At 58.7% G+C, this 20,177-nt stretch carries 25 protein-coding genes and 3 pseudogenes; 5 read left to right on the top strand and 23 right to left on the bottom strand.

Annotated features, from left to right (window positions below; translation table 11 throughout):
- Position 1 precedes the first annotated feature (1 nt).
- The 5 genes from RHM58_RS15020 (at position 2) to RHM58_RS15000 (ending at position 3,223) form a co-directional block, all read left to right on the top strand.
- Positions 2-358 (top strand): DUF6572 domain-containing protein, encoded by a 357-nt coding sequence (locus RHM58_RS15020; RefSeq protein WP_322270668.1) that lies wholly within the window; start codon positions 2-4, stop codon positions 356-358.
- Positions 359-490: 132 nt separating this feature from the next.
- Positions 491-874 carry a hypothetical protein gene (locus tag RHM58_RS15015; protein WP_322270667.1) on the top strand — a complete coding sequence of 128 codons (384 nt, stop codon included), beginning with the start codon at positions 491-493 and terminating at the stop codon, positions 872-874.
- Positions 875-1,113: 239 nt separating this feature from the next.
- Positions 1,114-1,524 carry a response regulator gene (locus RHM58_RS15010; RefSeq protein ID WP_322270666.1) on the top strand — a complete coding sequence of 137 codons (411 nt, stop codon included), beginning with the start codon at positions 1,114-1,116 and terminating at the stop codon, positions 1,522-1,524.
- Between the two features lie 266 nt (positions 1,525-1,790).
- A complete protein-coding gene (locus RHM58_RS15005) occupies positions 1,791-2,519 on the top strand; it encodes a hypothetical protein (RefSeq protein ID WP_322270665.1) in 729 nt (242 codons plus the stop codon).
- Between the two features lie 23 nt (positions 2,520-2,542).
- Complete coding sequence (locus RHM58_RS15000; protein ID WP_322270850.1) at positions 2,543-3,223, top strand: SOS response-associated peptidase family protein; 681 nt, start codon at positions 2,543-2,545, stop codon at positions 3,221-3,223.
- A gap of 47 nt (positions 3,224-3,270) precedes the next feature.
- On the opposite strand, the gene RHM58_RS14995 is transcribed toward RHM58_RS15000, so the two are convergent.
- From RHM58_RS14995 to RHM58_RS14885, 23 genes and pseudogenes are all read right to left on the bottom strand, one after another.
- Positions 3,271-3,528 (bottom strand): hypothetical protein, encoded by a 258-nt coding sequence (locus RHM58_RS14995; RefSeq protein ID WP_322270664.1) that lies wholly within the window; start codon positions 3,526-3,528, stop codon positions 3,271-3,273.
- Positions 3,529-3,566: 38 nt separating this feature from the next.
- Positions 3,567-4,115 carry a hypothetical protein gene (locus RHM58_RS14990; protein ID WP_322270663.1) on the bottom strand — a complete coding sequence of 183 codons (549 nt, stop codon included), beginning with the start codon at positions 4,113-4,115 and terminating at the stop codon, positions 3,567-3,569.
- Positions 4,116-4,300: 185 nt separating this feature from the next.
- Positions 4,301-5,095, bottom strand: a complete 795-nt coding sequence (locus tag RHM58_RS14985) for a DNA adenine methylase (RefSeq protein WP_322270662.1) — start codon at positions 5,093-5,095, stop codon at positions 4,301-4,303.
- Between the two features lie 150 nt (positions 5,096-5,245).
- A complete protein-coding gene (locus tag RHM58_RS14980; RefSeq protein ID WP_322270661.1) occupies positions 5,246-5,788 on the bottom strand; it encodes a lysis protein in 543 nt (180 codons plus the stop codon).
- Positions 5,770-6,333, bottom strand: a complete 564-nt coding sequence (locus tag RHM58_RS14975) for a glycoside hydrolase family 19 protein (protein WP_322270660.1) — start codon at positions 6,331-6,333, stop codon at positions 5,770-5,772. The genes RHM58_RS14980 and RHM58_RS14975 overlap by 19 nt, the downstream gene beginning before the upstream one ends.
- A gap of 48 nt (positions 6,334-6,381) precedes the next feature.
- A complete protein-coding gene (locus RHM58_RS14970; RefSeq protein WP_322270659.1) occupies positions 6,382-7,428 on the bottom strand; it encodes a phage late control D family protein in 1,047 nt (348 codons plus the stop codon).
- A gap of 90 nt (positions 7,429-7,518) precedes the next feature.
- Positions 7,519-7,725, bottom strand: coding sequence for a tail protein X (locus tag RHM58_RS14965; RefSeq protein WP_201255284.1), 207 nt, complete (start codon positions 7,723-7,725; stop codon positions 7,519-7,521).
- Positions 7,700-8,544: pseudogene (locus RHM58_RS14960) on the bottom strand (phage tail protein). Before RHM58_RS14960 ends, RHM58_RS14965 begins: the two are co-directional and overlap by 26 nt.
- Before the next feature lie 9 nt (positions 8,545-8,553).
- Positions 8,554-11,452 (bottom strand): annotated as a pseudogene (locus RHM58_RS14955) (phage tail tape measure protein).
- A gap of 150 nt (positions 11,453-11,602) precedes the next feature.
- Positions 11,603-11,890 carry a phage tail assembly protein gene (locus RHM58_RS14950; RefSeq protein ID WP_322270849.1) on the bottom strand — a complete coding sequence of 96 codons (288 nt, stop codon included), beginning with the start codon at positions 11,888-11,890 and terminating at the stop codon, positions 11,603-11,605.
- Positions 11,891-11,926: 36 nt separating this feature from the next.
- Positions 11,927-12,199 (bottom strand): annotated as a pseudogene (locus tag RHM58_RS14945) (phage tail assembly protein); the annotation flags it as partial.
- Between the two features lie 17 nt (positions 12,200-12,216).
- Entirely contained in the window at positions 12,217-12,720 is a 504-nt protein-coding gene (locus tag RHM58_RS14940) for a phage major tail tube protein (protein WP_322270658.1), read from the bottom strand.
- A gap of 12 nt (positions 12,721-12,732) precedes the next feature.
- Positions 12,733-13,899 carry a phage tail sheath family protein gene (locus RHM58_RS14935; RefSeq protein ID WP_322270657.1) on the bottom strand — a complete coding sequence of 389 codons (1,167 nt, stop codon included), beginning with the start codon at positions 13,897-13,899 and terminating at the stop codon, positions 12,733-12,735.
- Positions 13,900-14,003: 104 nt separating this feature from the next.
- Positions 14,004-14,201 (bottom strand): hypothetical protein, encoded by a 198-nt coding sequence (locus tag RHM58_RS14930; protein WP_322270656.1) that lies wholly within the window; start codon positions 14,199-14,201, stop codon positions 14,004-14,006.
- A gap of 265 nt (positions 14,202-14,466) precedes the next feature.
- A complete protein-coding gene (locus RHM58_RS14925) occupies positions 14,467-16,005 on the bottom strand; it encodes a phage tail protein (protein ID WP_322270655.1) in 1,539 nt (512 codons plus the stop codon).
- Positions 15,998-16,606 carry a phage tail protein I gene (locus RHM58_RS14920; protein ID WP_322270654.1) on the bottom strand — a complete coding sequence of 203 codons (609 nt, stop codon included), beginning with the start codon at positions 16,604-16,606 and terminating at the stop codon, positions 15,998-16,000. The genes RHM58_RS14925 and RHM58_RS14920 overlap by 8 nt, the downstream gene beginning before the upstream one ends.
- 1 nt (position 16,607) lies before the next feature.
- Positions 16,608-17,489 carry a baseplate assembly protein gene (locus RHM58_RS14915; RefSeq protein ID WP_322270653.1) on the bottom strand — a complete coding sequence of 294 codons (882 nt, stop codon included), beginning with the start codon at positions 17,487-17,489 and terminating at the stop codon, positions 16,608-16,610.
- Positions 17,486-17,812, bottom strand: a complete 327-nt coding sequence (locus RHM58_RS14910; RefSeq protein ID WP_322270652.1) for a GPW/gp25 family protein — start codon at positions 17,810-17,812, stop codon at positions 17,486-17,488. Before RHM58_RS14910 ends, RHM58_RS14915 begins: the two co-directional genes overlap by 4 nt.
- Before the next feature lie 5 nt (positions 17,813-17,817).
- Positions 17,818-18,069: a hypothetical protein gene (locus RHM58_RS14905; RefSeq protein ID WP_322270651.1), complete on the bottom strand. Its 252-nt coding sequence runs from the start codon at positions 18,067-18,069 to the stop codon at positions 17,818-17,820.
- A gap of 54 nt (positions 18,070-18,123) precedes the next feature.
- Entirely contained in the window at positions 18,124-18,657 is a 534-nt protein-coding gene (locus RHM58_RS14900) for a phage baseplate assembly protein V (RefSeq protein WP_322270848.1), read from the bottom strand.
- Positions 18,658-18,686: 29 nt separating this feature from the next.
- Entirely contained in the window at positions 18,687-19,202 is a 516-nt protein-coding gene (locus RHM58_RS14895; protein ID WP_322270650.1) for a hypothetical protein, read from the bottom strand.
- Positions 19,195-19,860 carry a hypothetical protein gene (locus tag RHM58_RS14890; RefSeq protein ID WP_322270649.1) on the bottom strand — a complete coding sequence of 222 codons (666 nt, stop codon included), beginning with the start codon at positions 19,858-19,860 and terminating at the stop codon, positions 19,195-19,197. The genes RHM58_RS14895 and RHM58_RS14890 overlap by 8 nt, the downstream gene beginning before the upstream one ends.
- Positions 19,857-20,177 carry a hypothetical protein gene (locus RHM58_RS14885; RefSeq protein ID WP_322270648.1) on the bottom strand — a complete coding sequence of 107 codons (321 nt, stop codon included), beginning with the start codon at positions 20,175-20,177 and terminating at the stop codon, positions 19,857-19,859. Before RHM58_RS14885 ends, RHM58_RS14890 begins: the two co-directional genes overlap by 4 nt.

Raw genomic sequence — 20,177 nt, 5'->3', positions numbered from 1 at the left:
CATGTCCATCGTAGAAACGAAAGTCGTCGATATTATTGCCGTACCAGAGTGGGAACCCAAAAACGTAATTCTGGTTATTACCGACCACCTCAAATGGGGCGACAAAGCCCAACAGGGCGAGCACCTATTGTTGCTGCAAGAGAAAATCAATACCTACATTGCCTTCATCGAAAGCGGCGAGATATTGGAAAGCTATCCGCCATCCAAAGGCAAGCTGCCCATCATCCGGATTAACGGCCTGTACGAACTGCCAGAGCAAGCCGAGTTCTTCGTCGACCGCGTTGCACAGACGCTAAAGGAAGTGGGAATCGGGTTTGAGTTCGTACTTAAAGCAAACGAAGACATTCGCAACATGTGACAGGCAACATTGCCAGTACCAGGCCCCGTTTTCTGGATACGGCAGAGTATGGGGCTAATAGCGGACGCTCATAGGGTGCGACAGAAACCATCCTTGCCTACATTACAAATCACATGAAAATGAGGAGAAGCTATGGAAGAGGCAAAAGATACGCGGCGTGCCTGGAGTTACAACGCCGCAGTAGAAGCCGGGTTAGAACCCCGGTCGTATGCTTATACCGATATTCCGGAAGGTACGTGGGCAGCTCGCCTCGACTTTAAAGTTTGGTCAAATAAGACAGCCGGCGGCCACCTTGTGTGTTACTTCACATCGCTCGTTGATGATTGCCGTTATCGACTTTCGGTATTCCGTCCGCGTCAGCCGGCGGGCCGGTTCTACACGCCGAAAGATGGCGGCATTGATTTTTCACAGCCAGGGCTAGATGGGCAGACGTTTCTGGTGGATGTTGGCAGAACAGCGAAAGGAGACGTCTCATGGCTCGGGGCGGAGTTCGATAAACAGTCTTGGCGCACGTAGTGACTCTATGTAGCCAACAATAAGCAAACCTTTGATGTTTCCTTATAGCTGATTTCTGTCAGTCATCACTGGCAGCGATGGGTTGAATGCAGTCGCTCGGACGAACCCTCTCTCGCTCCAATCGCTGATATCGATCTTTTTGAAACGTCCCCTTTACCTTTAAGAATCAATCTCAAGAAAAGGCGCCTACACTGGGCTGCTCTGCCTTTTGGTGGAATTGAGCCAATTAAGGAACGAGCATGGACGTAGGAAGGAGAAATCTCTCACCGATTACGGGGTGGGCAGTCGTTGTTGAAGACGACCTAACCTTGCGCATGTTGACGGTGGAAATTTTGGCGGAGATCGGCCTTCAGTCCCTGGACTTCAGAACGGCTGATGCGGCTTTTATTTTTCTACTGCAGACGCATGGCGGGTGTCCGCTGGTGATCGTTGACCAGGGGCTGCCAGGCCGGCTTCAGGGTGGGGAGTTCATCGAAATGGTAAAGTCCAGATGGCCGACGACGTCTGCGATTCTGACATCTGGTCTTGAGCTTGATCCCGCTATGGTGCCCGCTTCAACAATCTATCTGCAGAAACCTTGGTCCATGGATGCATTTGTTCACGCGGTCGAGAACTGCCTTCAGCCGGATTACTCGGCTGGTAAAATTTGAGCGTCTATTCTCCCCTCTTGGACATTTAATCCACAGGTTTTGCTATCTTTACCTGCTTTTAACGATGAGCGTGTTGTGTCTCCTCCTCGCGCTCGCGGGTTTGTGGCTCACATAGATGCATGCGACCAGGTGACATTTGACAGTCCCAGGTCCGATGAGCGAATTCCGGACGCCTAAAAGCTGCTGTTCGTCGCCCAACCCTCGCCGCAATCACACGGCTGAATTACTGTACATAAAACCAGTATCTGTACAGCGAATTAGTCCCCATGAATTTCGACCAGGCAAAAGCGCTGAGACTTCAGCAGTGGCGCTCGACCCTCGACAACCCATCCTTCCGAGTTCAGAACCCGGAGGCGTATCGCCAGACTCTTCACTCCATGAGCCAGGGCCTAGCCGCCGAAGGCTTGATCGACAAGCTTGAGCAATTCGACATGGACGAACTGGCGAACGCCGCCTATTGGCACGTCGTCGAGGAACTGCATGATTCGCCGCCACGCTACTGTGGCGCCTCTTCCTATGACGTTATGGCGCACGGGAAAACCGAACTATTTGGACGTATTGGTCGTTCAATTTTCCACTTCGCGAGCTCACTCGCAGCCCCTAGTCGGACTACCTACGACGGCAAAATTTATCCAGATGGCGACGGGGCAAACCTTGTGTTCAATGCCTCCAAAGCAATTGCCAGAATTACCGGCCTCACATTGACCATGCCTGACGGAACGGTGTGCGACCTCGTCGAGACTCAGCGAGTTGTCGATGGTGTCACTTACGAGCCGATCGAGGATCCCGACCTGTACCGTGTCCTGGTCGACACCGCCCAAGTCGCCCAAGAGAACCAAAATCTGCGTACGTTCGAAAAGGTACGCCCGCTTCTCGACCTGGCCAGGTTTCACACTTGCCCGTCCTGCCTTGATCGTTTCGGACAACGCGACGATTGCCCGACTTGCGCCGGCAAAGGGTTTGTAACGAAGCAGGTGTTCACTGGTCTACGCTGAAAGCAATACGTGAGGACGAAGTCATGTGCGGACGACTTTCCCAATACCGAGGCATACACGATTTCGTGGCAGCGCTGAGCATGCCCAACGCCCTGATCAACACCGCCGGCGACCAACCATTTGAGCGCTACAACGCCGCGCCTTCAACTCAGCTCGCCCTCTTCCACCAGGAAGAGAGCATGCTGCACGCCGACATGGTGCGCTGGGGGTGGCGGCCACATTGGGCCAAAGACCGAGCCGCGCCGATCAACGCCCGGGTTGAGAAAGTGGCCCACGGTCCGTTCTTCCGTGCGATCTGGCCACACCGCGCGATCATCGCCATCGACAACTGGTTTGAGTGGGTGGATGAAGGCGGACCGAAGAAGCAACCCTACCTCATTCGGCGGAAGGATCGAGCGCCGATCCTTTGCGCCGCAATTGGCCAGTACCCCAATGCCGAACATGGACCCAGTGAACACGATGGCTTCGTGATCATCACCGCCGACAGCGCCGGCGGCATGGTCGACATCCATGATCGGCGCCCAGTGAGTTTCTCGCCGGAACTAGCTCGGGAATGGCTGGACCCGGTCACACAAAAAGAACGCGCCGAACAAATGGCGCTATTCCAGAGCGAACCAACGGAGGCGTTCGAATGGTTCAAGATTGATCAAGTCTTGGGCAACGTACGAAATCAGGGAAGTGATCTGATCAAACCGATAGAATAAGTACCCCTTTACGCCCCCTTGCTCGTTAGATCCAACCTCCAAAGCTTCTATGGCACTGGATCAATTTTTTCTCTCTTCTCAAAAAGCATACATATGTCGACCTTTTCCCCCTTTACAGCATCTTCAGATTCAAAATAAAGATGCTCGAAAGCAGGCTCTCCACACTCCTCTATACTGGCCCTATCAACAAGCGCCGGAAAGGCAAGCAAGGTTTTGCTGACACCTTGTTCTGACATCGGATCAGGAATAACAACACTGTACTGCAAGTTTCCAAAAACCAGAACAAGTACATATTTAAAATACACACCCTCAAACTCATCCTTAACTTTAAATAAACCACACTTCAGCTTATTAGGGTCAAAAGCCCCTGGAACTCATACTGCAATACAGGCACACCGGAAAACATCCTCGTATGGTCTTTACTCAGAACCCACTGTTTTAAAAGCCCCAAACGAGATCTATCAACATCGGGCATTAATGCAAGCGCTATTTTTACAAACATTTTATACACTGCAACAGGACGATAAGTTTGCCTAGTAAATGTGTATTTCAACAAATGACCGGTCTCTACCGCCTCAAAATCAATCTTACCAACTCCTTCCTCCAGAATATTAACCTCTATATTTCCCCGACTGGAAAACGTGATTTCGAAATCTTTATCTTTGTACTTTGGTTTACTCCTTCCTCGAATCGTATTAACAATTCTATGAGGCAGTGTAAATTTTGAAAATGAGTCCTCCAAGTAAACCGAGAAATGTTTATTGCACTGATCGCACTCCAAGGTATCTAGTAAAGTATGGTTACCAAGAGCAAGGGGGATGGCGTGAGAATCGTTTGCAAAAGTTGTTTCCCTCCCCTTTTCCGCAATACTTGCAGACGTCAGTACTAGCACCTCGGCTTAGGTCAATGGTCCCATGATCAGTCGAGTCAAGCACCTTAAAAAAAGTGCGCCATAGTGCTTTTTAAAATCATTAAAAATCTCGTCATTTTCTAACATGAAAGTATTTGACATTAATTCGCCTCAACTGATCTGTGCTTTCTATTAGTATAGACAGAATACCAAGAGAAGTTTTTACATTAAAAAAGCAAACCTAAATCGACTGGTTCCCAATTCATAATGACCAACTCGCCACTCACCCCGGCCTTGCCTTGGCGCTGATTGGTGTTGCAATAGCGGATATCCAGCGTCTCAAAGTGGAACCCCTCAAACACCCGCCTGATGTCCGGATGATCGTTGATGCTGACCATCACCTTGCCTTTGCAACGGCGCATGAAGTCGGCCATCCGCTCATAATTCTCGAACGGAAAGTCCACGCCATAACCGGCGGTCTGCCAGTAAGGTGGGTCCATGTAATGGAAGGTATGAGCTCGGTCGTAGCGCTCAGCGCATTCGAGCCAGGGCAGGTGTTCAACGTAGGTGCCGGACAGGCGCTGCCAAGCGGCCGAGAGATTTTCCTCGATCCGCAACAGGTTGATGGCCGGGCCGGTGGTCGCGGTGCCGAACGTCTGCCCGGTAACCTTGCCGGCGAAGGCATGGTGCTGCAGGTAGAAAAATCGGGCGGCGCGCTGAATGTCGGTGAGGGTTTCGGGGCGGGTCATCTTCTGCCACTCGAACACTTGGCGTGAGCTCAGCGCCCATTTGAACTGACGGACGAATTCTTCCAGGTGGTTCTGCACGACGCGGTACAGCGTGACCAGGTCGCCGTTGATGTCGTTGAGGACTTCAACCGGCGCGGCCTGGGGCCGCATGAAGTACAGCGCAGCACCGCCGGCAAAGACTTCGACGTAGCATTCGTGAGGCGGAAAAAGCGGAATGAGGCGGTCGGCCAGGCGGCGTTTGCCGCCCATCCAAGGGATGATGGGTGTAGACATTGAGAGCAAGACCTTTACTGTATGGATAAACAGGTGCTAGGCTCGCCGCGCTTCGTGCACGGAGTAAGAGCCTTGGCTGGACTTGCAGGGACAATCTGCAGGGACGGCGGTCAGGTTGGATGTTGACGCATCCAGCCCGGCCGCTCTTTTTTACTTCGGTGTTGAGATTTCTTTGGCGTAGGCCTGACAGGCCGCCAAGGCGATCAGTCCTTGGTCGCCGGCATCGGTGATGCCGATAATTCGTTGAGCATGCGCTGGCTCAAGTTGGGCTCTTGTGGGGCCATGAACCACGCCGCCGGTTGAGGGGGTGGCTGACACTGTGCCGCCGCTGGCCGACTCGGTGGTGTCGAGTAGGACTGACAGGCGCAGATCAGCAGTGGCAAGACGGTCACGCAGGCGACCTTGATCACGTTGGGCATCGCTCAAGACTCGGTAATGGGATTGTTCACTGACTGAAAGCCGTTGTTCCAGCGCCAGGCGCTTGTCCTGCTCGGCTTGTTGTTGCGCGGCAGCGGCGAAAGTCAGTTGATTGAGAGTGTCGGTGTGCAGCTTGGCCTGCTCCGCCAATTGCTGGCCGTAGCGCCAGTCCTGAACCTGCCACGCCAGCGCGGCTGATCCACCGGCCAACGCGGCCAGCAGCACGCCGTTGGCCAGCAACCGATACGGTGCCGGGATCAGGTCGACGAGACGCATAACACTGCCCTCGCCCGGTTCCACAATTCCAGCCGATCCGCTAAGCCGTTGAGGCCGCCGTTGATCTTGCGGGTGATCGCCTCGAACTCATCCCGATCTGCCAGCGCGTTCAGCTCACGCACCCACCAGAACCACGCGGCCGACTCGGCGGCCCATTGCGGCAGCTCGAGCAGCTCAGGGGTACGCAGCAATCGCTCGTCGCCGAACAAGGCCAGGCTGCAGCGCAGGTAGTTGTTTCGGCCGGTCACCTGGATCAAACCGCGACCGCGATAGCGCTGGCCATCACCATCCGCTTCCAGGGTATTGCCCAGTTTCGCAGCCAGGTTGCCGGTGTCGTATTTGCTCAGGTACTGATCGCCGCCCAGTTCGCGGACGTACTGCAGCTGACCCGACTCGTGGCCGAGCTGCGCCAGGAACGCGGACTGGCGTTTCGGTGTGTTGATCTGCCGATGGGCCATCGCCGCGTTCAGGGCAGATACGAAAACGCCCGCTTGGCGGCGGGCGTTCGGCATGATGCGTTGCAGCTGTTGTTCCGTGACGGACATATAAAACTCCATATATAAAAAACCGCACTCAGGCGGCGATGGGATGGGCTACAGCTTCTCGACGCTCACGACCTTGAGAGGCTTCGTTTCTTTCTTTTTCTTATCTTTCGATTTGCCTTTCTTGCCGGCATTGCACTCGACCGTGGTCGACCAGCCGGACTGGGTGAACACCTGCTCGACCGAATCCGCCAGGTACTCGCCATCGAGGCCGACCTTAAAACCCTGGGCGTTGATCGGCCGCTCAGCAAAGATGTCCGTCCGGCCGGGCATCTCAAGACGAACATCCGCCGTTGAGCGATTGAACGCCGTCAAGCGGGCCTTGGCAGCCGCCTCGGCGGCAGACTTGTTTGGATAGATGTGCCGGTCGGTATGCACGGCCGGCAGACCATCTGGCGCGTCGTCGTTGTTGATGGTCACGACCGCGAGCTTGCCGTCCTTTTTGTTCTGATGCTTGGTCGCCACCGCCTTGTGTGAGTTGCGATCGCCCAGGCTGAACTGCCAGCGGCTGAGGTCGCTACGCGTCAGGGTGATCGCGCCGAACGTCTTGCCGCTGGCGGTCTGGCCACCTTGACGCGGCATCACCAACAGCTTGCCGTCCGCGACCTTGGCCGTGCAGTCGTACTGCTTGGCCAGGCGCGTGATGAAATTAAAATCGGACTCATTGAGCTGGTCCACCCGGGCGACCTTTGTCGCCACCGGACACACCGGCTGCCAGCCATTGCGCGCGGCGACGTCGGCCACGATCTTCGACAGCGGCACGTCTTCCCAGCTTCCGCTACGGATGGTCTTGCCACTGCCGCGCATATCGCTGGCCTTGCCCTTGATCACAATCGTGTCCGGCGGACCCGACACCTCGACCGTGTCCACCGCGTAACGCCCCAGGCGCGCCAAGGACGTTTCGGCATAGCCCAGGTAGATCTCGATAGAACTGCCACGCCGAGGCAATTGCACTTGGCCGTCACGGTCATCAATGCGCAACTCAAATTCGTCGGACTCCATGCCCGGCTTGTCAGAGGTGCGCAGCAACAGCAGCCGATCATTGATCAGCGTCGTGATATCGGCGCCATCGGCCACGATTCGAAACATGGGGGTCATGGATTTTGTCCAAAAGAAACCCGCACAAGGCGGGTCAAAAAACAAAGTGTCGTTACGCATAACGCAACGCGGTGCCGGCACCGGCCGAGGTCAATCCCACAAGCTGATCCCCTCCGCAGTCGGAGTGGGCAGATCCGGCAGTACGATCACCACGCCCGTACGATAGGGCTGGGGTTCATCCGCCAGCCCCTGATTCGCATCGAGCACCGCCTCGGTGCTGCCGTTCAGATGGCCATAAACGTTGTGGCAAATGACATCGAGCATGTCGCCGTCAGACGTTCTGCAGGTCGTCGCCATAGCGCGCAAACTCCAGAGTGAACCCTTGTTTACGGGGAATGCCGCCGTGCAACAGCGCACCCTGTTCCTCGTTGATGTTCTTCAAGCACCAGGTCCCCATCACCTCGCCATAGCCCGTGGTCAGGGTCAGCGGCTGAAGCCTGGCGCCGATGGTGCGCAACGTGTCGAGCTGCTTGAGGCCACCCTTGAAGCCCGGGTAAATCGTGCCTTTTAGCGTGAGCTTTTCCTCACCCATTCCCACGGCCTGTTGCGCCGGGCGGCGCGACAGTCGTTCCTGGGAGGCCCAGCGGAATTCGGTCGAGCGGCTCAGCTCGTCGAAGGCCGCCGTGTCCAGGTTGAAGTAGTAAGGCTGAACCTTGGGATCGCGGGGTTGAATGATCAGCAAGTGCGGGAACGGCCTCACCGCTTCCGGTGCCGGCGTGGCATCCACGGCAAAGGCGCTGGTGGGCACGATGTTGGCCAACGACGGACTGACCTTGCCGGCGATGTTATTGATCGCCGTCGCCGCCTTGCCCGCCTGCTCCTTCAGCGTGCCCAACCGTTCCTGTACTTCGGTGGCGGCCCGCGTCGCACGACCGTACACCGCCACCACCTGGCCGACCTTGGCCTGGGCCGCATCCACGCCACGCATTACCCGCTGTAGCTTGGCGCCGATAGCCGGCCCCACAAACGGGATGTTTTCCAGCTCGGACGCGGCGCCGGTTAACTCACTGATCGCGCCGTTAACCGGTCCCAGCATGCCGTCCGCACTGCGCCGGCCGGCCTCCCCGCCTCGACCAGGTACTTGAGGCCCGATTGCAATTGTTCCATATAAGCCATAAGGCCCCCTTACACGTGAGGTTCGTCGTACAGCTTGGTAGCGTTCTGTTTCGCGGCGTCCGCCATCATCCGCTGCATGTGCGGCATCAGATCCTGGGCCAAGCGTTGCGGGTCTTTGACATCCCCTTGCACCGTGACCGGCATGTTCAGCGAGTACTGAAATTGCTGATCCACTTTGGCCGGCACCGGCTTCTCCGGCTCTTTGGGTTGGATCGCCACGGCTGCCGGCTTGACCGGTGCCGACACCGCCAGCGAGCGCGCGACATCACCCAGCACCGGCCCTTGCGGGGCCGGCGTCTGAGCCATCAGCAAAGCGCCGGAACCGTTCGCCGGATTGCCCGGACCGTTCGCTGCGTTAAGCGGCTGGGTCAAGACGGCCAAACTGGGGACCGCCGGCCCCGGGCGCGGGGCCATCAACAACGGCGTGATCGGTGCCGCCGGCTTTTCTGCGGGCTTGTCATCATCGCCACCAAACAGTGACTTACCCAGCGAGCCGCCCAACGCGGCGCCGCCCTGACTGCCCAGATAGGCGCCAATCAAGCCGCCGATAGCGGTGCCAATAATCGGCACCACCGAACCAATGGCCGCCCCTGCTGCTGCACCGGCCATGGTGCCTGCCAGATTGCCGGCGGCCGCACCATAACCCTCGGCTTTTTCGTCCTTGGTCTTGGCATTCTCGAAGGTATCGAACGCCATGGACCCCGCTTCCATTAGCGAGCCGCCAGGAATGAACTTACCGACTTTGCCGACCTTGCCGACCGCTTTCATCACCCCGCCCACCTTGGCCATCGCACCGCTTGGAACCGGTACAGGGGGAATGGGCGGACGTGGTATGGGTGGCCGTGGAACAGGTGGCCGACCCGCTCCACCTAACCGAGGCGGTCCCGGCCGACGACGTGAAGGGCTGCGCCGTCCACCACGACCACGGCGGCGTGTTTCGCTCGGTCCTTCTGCCGAGCCTAACGCGCCGCCCAGCGCGCCCGCATTGACGACGAAAACCTTCTTGACGCCTTCGCCATCCGAACCCGCTTCATCACCGGCGCCGGTCGCTTCCTGTGCCAGCGAAACCACCTTGAGGCCGGTCGCGACTAGGTCGAATTTACCGGCTTTCTTGTCGTCTTTGCCATCCGCTTTATCGCCGTCGCCATCGGCAGACTGACCCTTGAAGGCCGCCACCGCCTTGAGTCCGGTTTCCACCAGCGACAGCGCTTTGCCGGTCTTGCCTTTGGGCTCTGCAGCTTTCCCACCGCCGTCGCCGTCCTCGGAGTTCGTCACAAAGACCTTTTGCACGGCGCCGGACTTGCCGCCCAACGACCCGCGCGCCAGGTTAAACAAGCCTTTACCCATCTTGAACGAACTGAGCAGGCCCGTCAGCGTGACTAATCCACCACCGACCAACGCAATCCCCGTCACCACCCCGGGCGCGCTGTCCGACATCGAGGTGATGCTCTTGGTGACCTTGGTCAGCGCCTCGGCCACGGTGTCCGTGACTGGGCGCAGGGCGTCCCCGACGCTGCGCATGGCGTCATCCATCGACTGAGCCATCTCGGCCCACTTCTGCGACGACGACTCGCGCCGCTCGCTAAGGTTTTTGTCGAGTATGCCCGTTGCATCGCGCGAATCGTTTTTAAGCTGGCTGTACAGCGCCTTGTTCTGCATGAACGCCGACAGCGCAGCCTTGACCTGCATGTCAGCGAACAGGTCGCCGGTACGCAACGACTCTTCCAGCGAGGCCATCATGGCCTTGGCTTTTTCCGGGTCCGCTTCCTTGCTGATTTTCGACGTCGCTTCGGCCATCGCCGCCGCGCGTTTCGGATCAGTGGCCTGAATGTACTTCTGAGCCAACGCCATGCTGGTTTCCAGCGTGGACATGCCGTTCTGCAAACCGGTCTGCATCGAGCCCTTGTAGTCGATGCCGGCCTTTTTGTAGGCCTGGACGGTATCGGTCGAACCGATTTTGCCCATCCAGTTTTTCAGGTTGTTCGCCGCTTCATCCGAACTGCCGGCCGTCTTCATCTGCACCTGCAGCATGGCGCCCAACTGTGTCACCGCGTCCATGCCGGTGATACCAATGCTGCCCATGTTGGCCAACAGCTCAGGGAACCATTTGGCCATGTCGGCCGCTTCAAAGCTGCCCGCCTGCCCTTGATAGGCAATCGCCTCCAGCGCCTGCTGCATCTGTTTGGCGTCGGTGATCTTGGCGTTCTGCCCGAGGGCGTTGATCATCTTCGCCGTATCAACACCGCTCGACCCCTGCCCCACAACAAACTTGGCCGCGACCGGTGCGTACTGCTAGGGCCTTGCTCAAGTCCATGCCGGCGCCAACCAACTGGTTGACCACGTCGGCAACGTCGTTGCGCGCCATGCCGGTATCGCGCGAGGTGTCGATAATTTTGCGCGACATCTCCTGTTCTTGCGGCTTGTTGGCAATGCCGGCCTTGATCGCAATGTCACGAACAATGGCCCCAAAATCCGCACTGACCTTCGTCGGCACCGCCATGGCGCCGACACCGACCACTGCCGCACCGACCGCACCTTTCATGCCGGACTTGCCGGCGTCGAGCTGCTGGTAACCCTTCGCCTTAAACTCGGCCTTTTTCGCGGCCTGGCCCATGGCCTGATAAGCCTTGCCCAACCGGCCGACCTCCACACCCTGCTTTTTCAAGCTGTCGAGATTGGAGTTCAACCGGCTGAGCAATTTGGACGCCCCTGCGGCGCCACTGTCGTGAGCCTTTTTCCATTCATCGCGCAGGCGAATGGTGTCGCCAATGGTGCGCTGCAGCGCACCCGTCTTTTTACCTTCCGCTTCGAGGCTCTTGATGCGTTTCGTCACATCTTTGAACGCGGCGCCGACCGTCGAACTGACGGCGCCGCCGATCACCAGCCCGAGGGCGATTTTGTTCGCCATGTCATGGCTCCCAGTTACACAACATTACCGGTAGCGGCTCAATCCGTGAGCCACCACACCATCTCGGCAAATGGCATTGTCTGAATCTCGACGGCGGAAAATCCGGTCTCCGCAGCCAAACGTTTCGCCGCCACTTTCATGACCCCGGGATCAAACCCCGTCGTCGTGCACCAGGCGAAAATAGCCGGCCTGTAAGCGGTAGTAGTCCACCAGTTTCAGGCCCTCCAGATCTGCAAGGTCGGCGCCGGTCAATTCAGCGAATAACGTCAGCTCGCGCTGTTCGGCGTTGCCGTTGGCCGAACGATCCGCCGCCCGGACCTCGCGCACGGTCGGCGAGCGCAGGCTCAACGTATCAACCTGCACCGACTTGACCTCCGTCGGGCACGAGAGCGTCACCAGCACGTTGTCCGCCGTGACCGACAACCAAGCCGGCAGCAACGTCGGATCGGTGAACTGCGGCACCAGCCGCGAATAGCCTTCCTGCAACCGGTGGTAATCCAACAGTTTCAGGCTCTCAAGATCCTTGAGCCCCACTTCCGCCAGACCGGCAAACAACATCAGTTCGCGTTGTTCGGCATCACCTTGGGCCGCCCGGTCGGCCGCACGCTCATCGCGCAAGGTCGGCGAGCGCAGGGTTACTTTGTCGACCTTCACCCCGTTGGTTTCGCTGGGACGCGAAAGGGTCACGACGGCGTGTTCAGCGGTGACCAACAACCAGGACGGCAACGCTTTTTCAGCTTGATTCATCATCTGGATCTATTCCCTTAGAGGCCGAGCGCGGTGCGCACTTCGGCGAGTTGGTCTTTGCCGTCGATCACCTGAATGCCGGCGACCATATCGATTTCGTACATCAGGCGGCCATCGATTTCGAGCTTGTAGTAAGTGACTGCAATCGCGTGTTTGATCTCGGCCGGGTCACCGGCTTTCCAGTCGCCCAGATCGACCTCTTTGAGCCGGCCGCGCAGGGTGGCAACAACGGCAGTAATCGCCCCTTTTTGCCCCTTGAAGGCGCCACGGAAAGACGAGTTGAAGGCCGTACCATCGGCCAGGCCGAAGTACTTCAGCGACTCACGGCGCACGCCCTTGGTGACAAAGGACGCTTCCATTTTTTCCAGGCCCTGGTCCATCTCAATGGGACCGGCCATGCCGCCACCGCGATACTCGTCGGTCTTGCTGGTCAGCTTGGGCAGCGTCAGGCTCGGCACGTCGCCGGCAAAGCTCATCCCGTCAACGAACAAGTTGGTGTTAAACAAAGTTTGAGGAATCATTGACTAGGCCCCTTAGGCTGCTTCAAGAACTTCGGTCATCCACTGATCGGTGACTTCGAAAAGGAAATTCGGGTTTTCGGCCGGTGGCACGTCGGTGAAGCGAATGCGCCAATAGACTTTGCCCTGGGCGATCTGACTGGCCGTGTTCAGTTCGGTGTCCGGGAACACCTCGAAATTGATGATGGCGCCCTGGGCTTTCAGGTCGCGCATGAACGCGTCCAGACCGTCGGTCACATCCTTGACGTAGGTCTTGGTGATCGAGCGGTCCACGGCCCACTTGTGACCGGCCTGCACCGCATCCATGAGAATGAACAACGTGCGAACACGGGTGACGAACGCCCATTTCGGATCGCTCGACAGCGTGCGGTTGCCCCACAAGCGGTAGCCGTCATCGCGGATGATCGTCGCGATATTGGCGTTGTTCAGCAGATTGGCCCGGCACGTTTCGTCGCCGTCCAGGTACTCGACGGCGCGGGTCGTGCCGGTGATGCCGGTAAATTCCTTGTTCGACGGCGACGCCCAAAAACCATATTCCGCATCGGTCCAGGCGAATAAGCCCGCCGCCCAGGCCGAACCCGGGGCATCGACGGTCTTGCTGAGGTCGGTGTCCCAGTACTGCACACCCGGGTCAACCATGAACAGGTTGCGACTGCCGAAGTTCTCGGCGTAGGCCATGGCGGCCTCATCCGTGGTGCCAGGCCCGTCGAGAATGCCGATGGCCCGCAGCTTCTGCGCCAGACCATCGAGCGCGGTGGCCACCGCTTGCGTAGCCGTGTGCCCCGGCGCAATCAACAGCCGCGGCTGGGCGTTAAACAGACTTTTGCCATCGAGCAAGGCCTGCAGGCCGGTGCGCTGACCCGAAGCCAGAACCCCGCCAATGATCGCCGAGGTTTGCAGCGCAGCGTCTTCCAGCTTGGGCACGCCGATGGCGACGATCACTGCCTTGGCTTTGACATAGATCGCCTTGCAGGCCTTCGTGATCGCCGAATCAGCGCCGAAGGCGGCGATAGCTTCGCGCTCGGAGGTGATCAACTTCAGCTCGCCGGCCTTGGCCGTACCACCACCGAGGGCGCCCGGGTTGAAGGTGTCGCATAGCCCGATGATGGAAGACGACGGCAAGGAAATGGTGCGCGCGCCGGTCTTGATATCGGTGGTCGTAACGCCGTGAAAGAAACTCATAAAGCTCAATCTCCAGAAACGAAAAAGCCCCGCATAAGCGAGGCTGTGAGGGGTGTTCGTGTTACGCGTAACGGAATAGAAAACGCCCCGTCAGTGCGGGGCGTTTATTGGAGCGAGCCGGTCAACCAGGGTGGCGCCACCGGACGGTGATCCACCAGGGGGAATTCGGCGCCTTCCGGCCAGTTGCGCAAGTGGCGGCGGTAGTCTTGCAACTCGATGTATTGCTCGGCCGTCAACGTGGTCGAACCGCTGCTTTCCAGTTCGTCGCGATGGCGGGTCACCACGCTGTCCGTTTCAGCCAATCGCAGATCCCGCCAAACCCGCTCTGTAGCAGCCGCCTCATCAGCGCTCGGTGGCGGTGGATCTATCGCCACCGGATATCCGTCAGGATCGGGAACAATGAACTTCCCATTACTTTGCGCGGCCACTAACTCGGCGTGCTGTTCATCCGTGATTTCGTGAGCCCCCTGCGGAATGGAGCAATCAGGGCTGCCAATTTCTCCGTGGACGGCAGGATCAAAAAACCGCCGCGGGTGTCATCGATACGACAGTAATACTTGCTCATCTTTAATACCCAATCGCAATGTAATCAAAATAGAAAGCAGGGTTCGCATTTCTATAAACCACGGCGCCGGACTTATCCCGATTATTGTGATTGTAGACCGCCGGTGAAGTAGCCCAAGATGTGAAGAGAAGCGCGACACAGGCATTGGGAAATGACACCGGAAACGTTAGAGGGGTAGTTGCCGCAGTCGAGGCGTTAGAGATATTCCCCGCTTTGATCATCAGGCCCGGTAGTTGTTGGCTGGCGGCAGCAGCCCCGAGAACAGCGGCAAAATCTGCGTTTTTTCCGAGGCCGGCTGTGGACTCCAGAACAGTCCACTGCGCGATGCCTGTAGCCACGAACTTGGCCGACTGGCCCGACTTCATCACATACGATGTGGCAATACCGCCTGACTGGTCCTGAATGGTTGCACCGCCCGAGGCGGTAACAATCCCGCCCACAGACGTACAAAACACGGTGAAGCTAGCACCCGTCGCGGGCACACCTAATGCCGCAGGTGTTAGCAGGTTTAGGTTGTACGAACCTGACGAGTTAAACCAAAGAAGAGCGCCGATATCAGACGTAACCAAATCACGGGACGCCGAGATAATTTGAAAAGATGAATATCCGTTCAATGCTCGTTGTACAAACTTGGTTGTTGCCAGTTTATCGGTGTTATCGAACTGAGCCGGCGTGTTCGCTGTGGGGTTGATCAGGGCCGGCGAATTGATCGGGGCAAAGCCTTGGGTCACGTTCTGAAACATCAGGGCAGTGGAGCCTAGGACAATCACCCCATCTGTGACCAACTGCCAACGCGTGTCGGCCAGCGTAGCGCCTTGCTCAACCGATACCAGCAGCGCCGACGTTACTTCGGCATTGGTGTCGGCATCTTCCGCGCGTTTCCACACGCCCGCCGCCGCGACGTACAGGCCGTTGTCCTTGACCACGGTCTGGTTTTTCACCAGCACCCGATCACCGGCCGCCAACGCAATACCGTCGACAGTCAGCAGGCCCGCCAGCGCGATGTTGGCCGTGGTTGCCACCCGAACCGACTGCTTGTTGTCGAGCTTATAAAGCTCTTCCATGATCCGTTGATCAACATACTCGCGAGTCGCCAGCACCACGGCCGGGTCAATCTTGAGCGTGATGTTGCCGGTGCTGGACACAATGAAGTTCATCCGCACGACTTGGGTGCGGCCGGAGCCTTGCGACAGCATCGGCTTGAAGCTCGGCGCGCAGTTGGCCACCGCTACCAGATCGCCGTCCGCGTCGTACAGACCGATTTCGCGAATCCAACGCCCACCCTCGTCGGCCGGGATAATCTGCTCGGCGATGATCACCGCCGCGTTGGCTGGATCAACCCGGAGTTGATTCAGCGGCCGGCGGCGCCATTCATTGATCAGCCGTGTTTGCGACTCGCTCGGAATCGGATCGGTGTCATTAGCATCGCCCACACCCATTTCGGTGATCTTCCAGGGAAGACCGAGCGCGTCGGCGTTCGCCTGCTTGGCTCTCCCCACTTTCGTGAGGAGCGCGAAAAACTGAGAGTTCACATCAACCATGGTAAATATCCAGAGTGTCTATTGAGTGTTCGCGCCCGACCACGCCGATGGTCCCGGTGACCTCGATGTCACGCATGACCGGCGGGTAAACGTCGATTACGTCGCCTTCGTACAGGGCGACACTGATATTCAAAGCGCCTTGAGTTTCGAGGCTGATCGCCAGCCCAGTCAGGTGTCGGGTGACGGGTTTGGCATCGTCGATCAGGCGTTCCAGCTCCTGATACATTTCCTCGGTGATACCGGTATCCAAAACGCCGACCTTCAGCGCAAAGGTGCCCGGCACGCCCATAGGCACGGTGTTGAACCACTCGATAATCTCAATCAGATAGCCCAGCGGCTCGACCACACGGCGCAGTGCGCCGATGGTTCCTTTGTGTGCATGGATGTAATAGGAGGCCTTGATGGCGGCGCGCTTGGTCGCCTCGGTCCAGCGGTAGTCCCAGCGATCCACTGACCAGGCCCACGCCAGATGCGGCAGTAAATGCACCGGGCAGGTATCGGCGTTGTAGAGGTCGCGCAGCGGGACAATCGTTTTCTCGAAAAACGCGGCCTCCATGGCGCGTTCCAGCTGCGTGCTGTTGATCGGCAGTAAGCTTTTCATATCAGCCCGCCAGCTTCACGGCGTAGTCCGTACAGAACGCCGCCTGCGCCTTGGTTGGGGCCAGATCCACCCAGCCGACCAGTTCAACCCGAGATACGCCGGCAACGTGCAACTGCGCGTCGACGCCGGACCGCGCGACCTCGACGCCCAGCCGTTTACGCGGATTGATCCAGGCGGCCAATCGACTTTTCGCCTCGGCCAAACTGGCATCCGCTTCGGGGCCGGCGCTGGCCATGTGCAGAACCGCGTTGATTTGGTAGCGGATCACCTGGGCGCTCTGCACCGTCACCCGATCACACACCGGCCGTACATCGTCGTCATTCAGGGCGGCGGCCACAGTGGCCAGCAACTCCGGTGGCGCCACCCCTTCCCCGTCCAAACCCAGCACCGTCACTGTCACGTAACACGGCGCCGGGCTTTCGGCCGTGGCATCTGCCACCAACCCCGAAGCATTACGCGCATGCAGGATGTAGCTGTTACGCGGGCCGGCCGTGGTCAGCCCTTCATAGGCCAACTGGATACGCTCACGAAACGGGTCATCGTCCTCCTTGACCTCCGGCACCGGCGGCACCGCCAGCAGATCCTCGGCTTGAATGACCAGCCGCTTTAGATTGACGTTGGCCCCCAAGTGATCAAGGTCACCGCGTATGGCATGCGCCAGTAACACCGCCTTACCGGCGTCATTGACCCGGGCGCGGTTGCCGACCTTGATGTAAGCGCCGACCTCCAGCACCTTAACCACCGGATCACTTTCAAGTGCGGCGGTCCAGTTGCCGCCCATGTACCCGCGAAAAACACCCAGCTTTTCCTGATAAACCTCTTCGAAGTCCAGAGGTTCCAACACTGTCGGTGCCGGCAACGACGACAGATCCACGATACTCATACGGCTACCTCCAACGTGACGCCGTCGCCCAGGTACTCGCCGACGATCTTCAGGTTGATTCGCCCGCCAATAACGGAAATGACGCGCACCTGATCCAGTTTCAAACGCGGCTCCCAGCGCCCCAAGGCGCGGGCGACTTCAGCCTGTACGGCGCTTTTCCAACCTTCGTTAACGGGCAGGTCAACAAACCGCCGCAGCTTGCTGCCGTACTCCATCCTGTGCCGGCGACTGCCCAACGGTGTGCCCAAGATGTCTGGAACGGACTGGCGCAAGTGCGCGATGCCGGAAATGGGTTGGCCGGTGTGGCGGTCCATTCCGATCATCTACATCACTCCTTCAGCAGCTCGAATTCTTCGTTGGCTTTCAGGAACTTGACGGCATCGGTATCGGACACCGGAACCTCTACCACGCCCTTGTTCACCGGCAAGGTGCGGTCAGTGTCGGGAACGATCAGCAGCCGCGATGTATAGACCTTGTCGCGAAACTTCAAACGCTCCGAAGCCGTTAGCAGTAGCGGTTGTCGCATCGGTGATGCGGACACCTGTTCGTCGGTGACGAGCGGGTCGACGATCTTGGCCATGTGTTTCTCCAGGCATAAAAAAACCCGCACAGGGCGGGCTATCGTGGGTTGAAATTAATGCGAGTGGTGGTTGCTGTTGCCACCGGCGTCGATGATCGCGCCGGCACTGGTGATGCCCTTCGTGACGTGTAACGCGCCGTCGATGGTCACCGCCGCTTTCAGGTTGATGTTGCCGGTGGTGACGTTCACGGCACCGTCCGTGACGACCACCTCCGTGCTGGCGACTTTAATGGTCACCGTACCGCTCGGCAGCGTGATGCTGTAGCTCTTGGCTTGCCAGTCGTAGATCAGCGAGCCGCCATCATCAAACCGCCAGACTTCCACATGATCACGGTTATCCGGTGGTGGGCCGGCATTACCGTACAAACCCGGGATAAATGTGCCTTGCGACACGTCACCGCTGGCACTGACCAAAGTCCCCTGCTCGCCCATGGAAGGCGCCCGCCAATGCCTGGCCTTGCCGGCGGCGATGCTGTGCCAACGCACCCACGCGCTGGTCCACTCCCCATCCGACACCCGACACGCTGGGGGTGAGGCGGCCAAGTCCAACCCGACCACATAACACGCCTTGACCACCCCCGCGATCATGCGGTCATGCTGGGCAACTACGTAGCCGCTCACGCGTCCTCCGCCGGGACAAAGTCCTCTTTGTCGTCGTTGTTAAACCCGAACAGCAGCGTGCCAGGCGGTTGATCAGGCCAAGGCCATTCCTCTGGACCGAGGTACACCTGCTGGGTCCATTCCACCAGCCAGACGGTGTAGCCATCCAGCGCCGGCTGGGTCCAGTCCTGCTGTGCTTGAACGAACTCGGCGGGATCGACCGGCAACCCCCAGGTCTGGGCGCGCAGCAACACCGCGAGCTGAGTCGCCAATTGCACGGCCTGCCGTTGATGGTGCGGCTTGATCGGATCGACGATGATGCGCGCCTCGAACTTGCAGACTAACGTGGTTTCGCCCGTGCCGATGTCCTGACCCGGCTCAATCTCGGCCAACTCTAAAAACACTGCCGGCAACGCAACGCGGTCCGAAATATTCGGCCAGACCGTCACGGCCCGCACACCTGGCAGATGCTTCGTCAGGTGCTGTTCAACGGCCTGATAAAGCTGGTCCAGGCTAAATGGCTCATCAGACATTGCCTATCCTCTTGAGGTACTTCTGCAGCTCAAAGTTGAGTTCCTGTTTCAGGATCTCCAGCAGGCGCTCATCGGCCTTTTGTACCCAGCTTTCGAAGTGCGGCCGGGCTTGCTCCAGCGAGACTTTGGCCTTGGCCAGCGGAAAGCGACTGCCATTTTCCGCCACCCACCCCGAGCTCGGCCCGCGACCCGGTGACACCGTACTGTCGGGATAGTCGTCCGCATTGAAATGCTTGCTCGCGGTACGAATCCAGATGTCAGGTTTGTTGCCGTAGACCTTCTTCAGGAACGCCCCCTGATAACGCCGCCCCTCCACCGACACGCCCCTGCCGGTCTGCCGTGCTCGGCCGATCCGGCTCGACTCGATGGCGTTGAGGCCAAACCACAGCTTGCCGCTCGTAGCCCCGCCGGACACCGGATAACTACGCAACCGTTGACGCACCGCCGCGACAGCGATGCGTTCCTGTCGGCTGACGGCCCGGGCGATGTGCGTGCGCAACCACCCCAACGTCTTGTTGATCGCGCGTCGGTGCGCTGTCGCAGCCGCTTTGGGCACCAGCTTGGCAAAGTCCTGAAACGCCTGAAGGTCCGTCGCGGAGGACTGGATAGAAATCATCCCGCCGCCGGCCGACGGCTTGAAATGGCTACCGACACTCATGGGCGCATCCTCAGGATCAAGGCGACCAGGCCGTCGCCGCTCGGCTCGAGCTGAAACAAGTCGTAGTCGCCACCGCCATCCAACGCGGGCAATTCGATACGAACCAACAAGCCCGGCTCCAGGCCCTGCGAATCGCTGACGCGGATTTCGAACCGAGGCTCACGGAGCCCGGTGTTGAGCTTGCCGAACTTCGGCTGCAGCCAGGGCGCCGCAAACATGCCGAACACCGGTTCTTCGCGACCCTCGATCCGTGCGGTATCGCCCAGCGTTTCGAACACCACCGCGTCGACCTCGGCGACCAGGTCGCGAAAGCCCAC

This window comes from Pseudomonas sp. 10S4 (assembly GCF_034344865.1).
Lineage (GTDB): Bacteria > Pseudomonadota > Gammaproteobacteria > Pseudomonadales > Pseudomonadaceae > Aquipseudomonas.
Note: the sequence above shows the minus strand (reverse complement) of the source record. Positions and strands in the feature narration are given on the sequence as shown.

Bases quoted from the DNA above. Each gene is read 5' to 3' on its own strand.
- RHM58_RS15020 (WP_322270668.1), top strand. From the start codon at position 2: ATGTCCATCGTAGAAACGAAAGTCGTCGATATTATTGCCGTACCAGAG.
- RHM58_RS15015 (WP_322270667.1), top strand. From the start codon at position 491: ATGGAAGAGGCAAAAGATACGCGGCGTGCCTGGAGTTACAACGCCGCA.
- RHM58_RS15010 (WP_322270666.1), top strand. From the start codon at position 1,114: ATGGACGTAGGAAGGAGAAATCTCTCACCGATTACGGGGTGGGCAGTC.
- RHM58_RS15005 (WP_322270665.1), top strand. From the start codon at position 1,791: ATGAATTTCGACCAGGCAAAAGCGCTGAGACTTCAGCAGTGGCGCTCG.
- RHM58_RS15000 (WP_322270850.1), top strand. From the start codon at position 2,543: ATGTGCGGACGACTTTCCCAATACCGAGGCATACACGATTTCGTGGCA.
- RHM58_RS14985 (WP_322270662.1), bottom strand. From the start codon at position 5,095: ATGTCTACACCCATCATCCCTTGGATGGGCGGCAAACGCCGCCTGGCC.
- RHM58_RS14980 (WP_322270661.1), bottom strand. From the start codon at position 5,788: ATGCGTCTCGTCGACCTGATCCCGGCACCGTATCGGTTGCTGGCCAAC.
- RHM58_RS14975 (WP_322270660.1), bottom strand. From the start codon at position 6,333: ATGTCCGTCACGGAACAACAGCTGCAACGCATCATGCCGAACGCCCGC.
- RHM58_RS14970 (WP_322270659.1), bottom strand. From the start codon at position 7,428: ATGACCCCCATGTTTCGAATCGTGGCCGATGGCGCCGATATCACGACG.
- RHM58_RS14965 (WP_201255284.1), bottom strand. From the start codon at position 7,725: ATGGCGACGACCTGCAGAACGTCTGACGGCGACATGCTCGATGTCATT.
- RHM58_RS14940 (WP_322270658.1), bottom strand. From the start codon at position 12,720: ATGATTCCTCAAACTTTGTTTAACACCAACTTGTTCGTTGACGGGATG.
- RHM58_RS14935 (WP_322270657.1), bottom strand. From the start codon at position 13,899: ATGAGTTTCTTTCACGGCGTTACGACCACCGATATCAAGACCGGCGCG.
- RHM58_RS14925 (WP_322270655.1), bottom strand. From the start codon at position 16,005: ATGGTTGATGTGAACTCTCAGTTTTTCGCGCTCCTCACGAAAGTGGGG.
- RHM58_RS14920 (WP_322270654.1), bottom strand. From the start codon at position 16,606: ATGAAAAGCTTACTGCCGATCAACAGCACGCAGCTGGAACGCGCCATG.
- RHM58_RS14915 (WP_322270653.1), bottom strand. From the start codon at position 17,489: ATGAGTATCGTGGATCTGTCGTCGTTGCCGGCACCGACAGTGTTGGAA.
- RHM58_RS14910 (WP_322270652.1), bottom strand. From the start codon at position 17,812: ATGATCGGAATGGACCGCCACACCGGCCAACCCATTTCCGGCATCGCG.
- RHM58_RS14905 (WP_322270651.1), bottom strand. From the start codon at position 18,069: ATGGCCAAGATCGTCGACCCGCTCGTCACCGACGAACAGGTGTCCGCA.
- RHM58_RS14900 (WP_322270848.1), bottom strand. From the start codon at position 18,657: ATGATCGCGGGGGTGGTCAAGGCGTGTTATGTGGTCGGGTTGGACTTG.
- RHM58_RS14895 (WP_322270650.1), bottom strand. From the start codon at position 19,202: ATGTCTGATGAGCCATTTAGCCTGGACCAGCTTTATCAGGCCGTTGAA.
- RHM58_RS14890 (WP_322270649.1), bottom strand. From the start codon at position 19,860: ATGAGTGTCGGTAGCCATTTCAAGCCGTCGGCCGGCGGCGGGATGATT.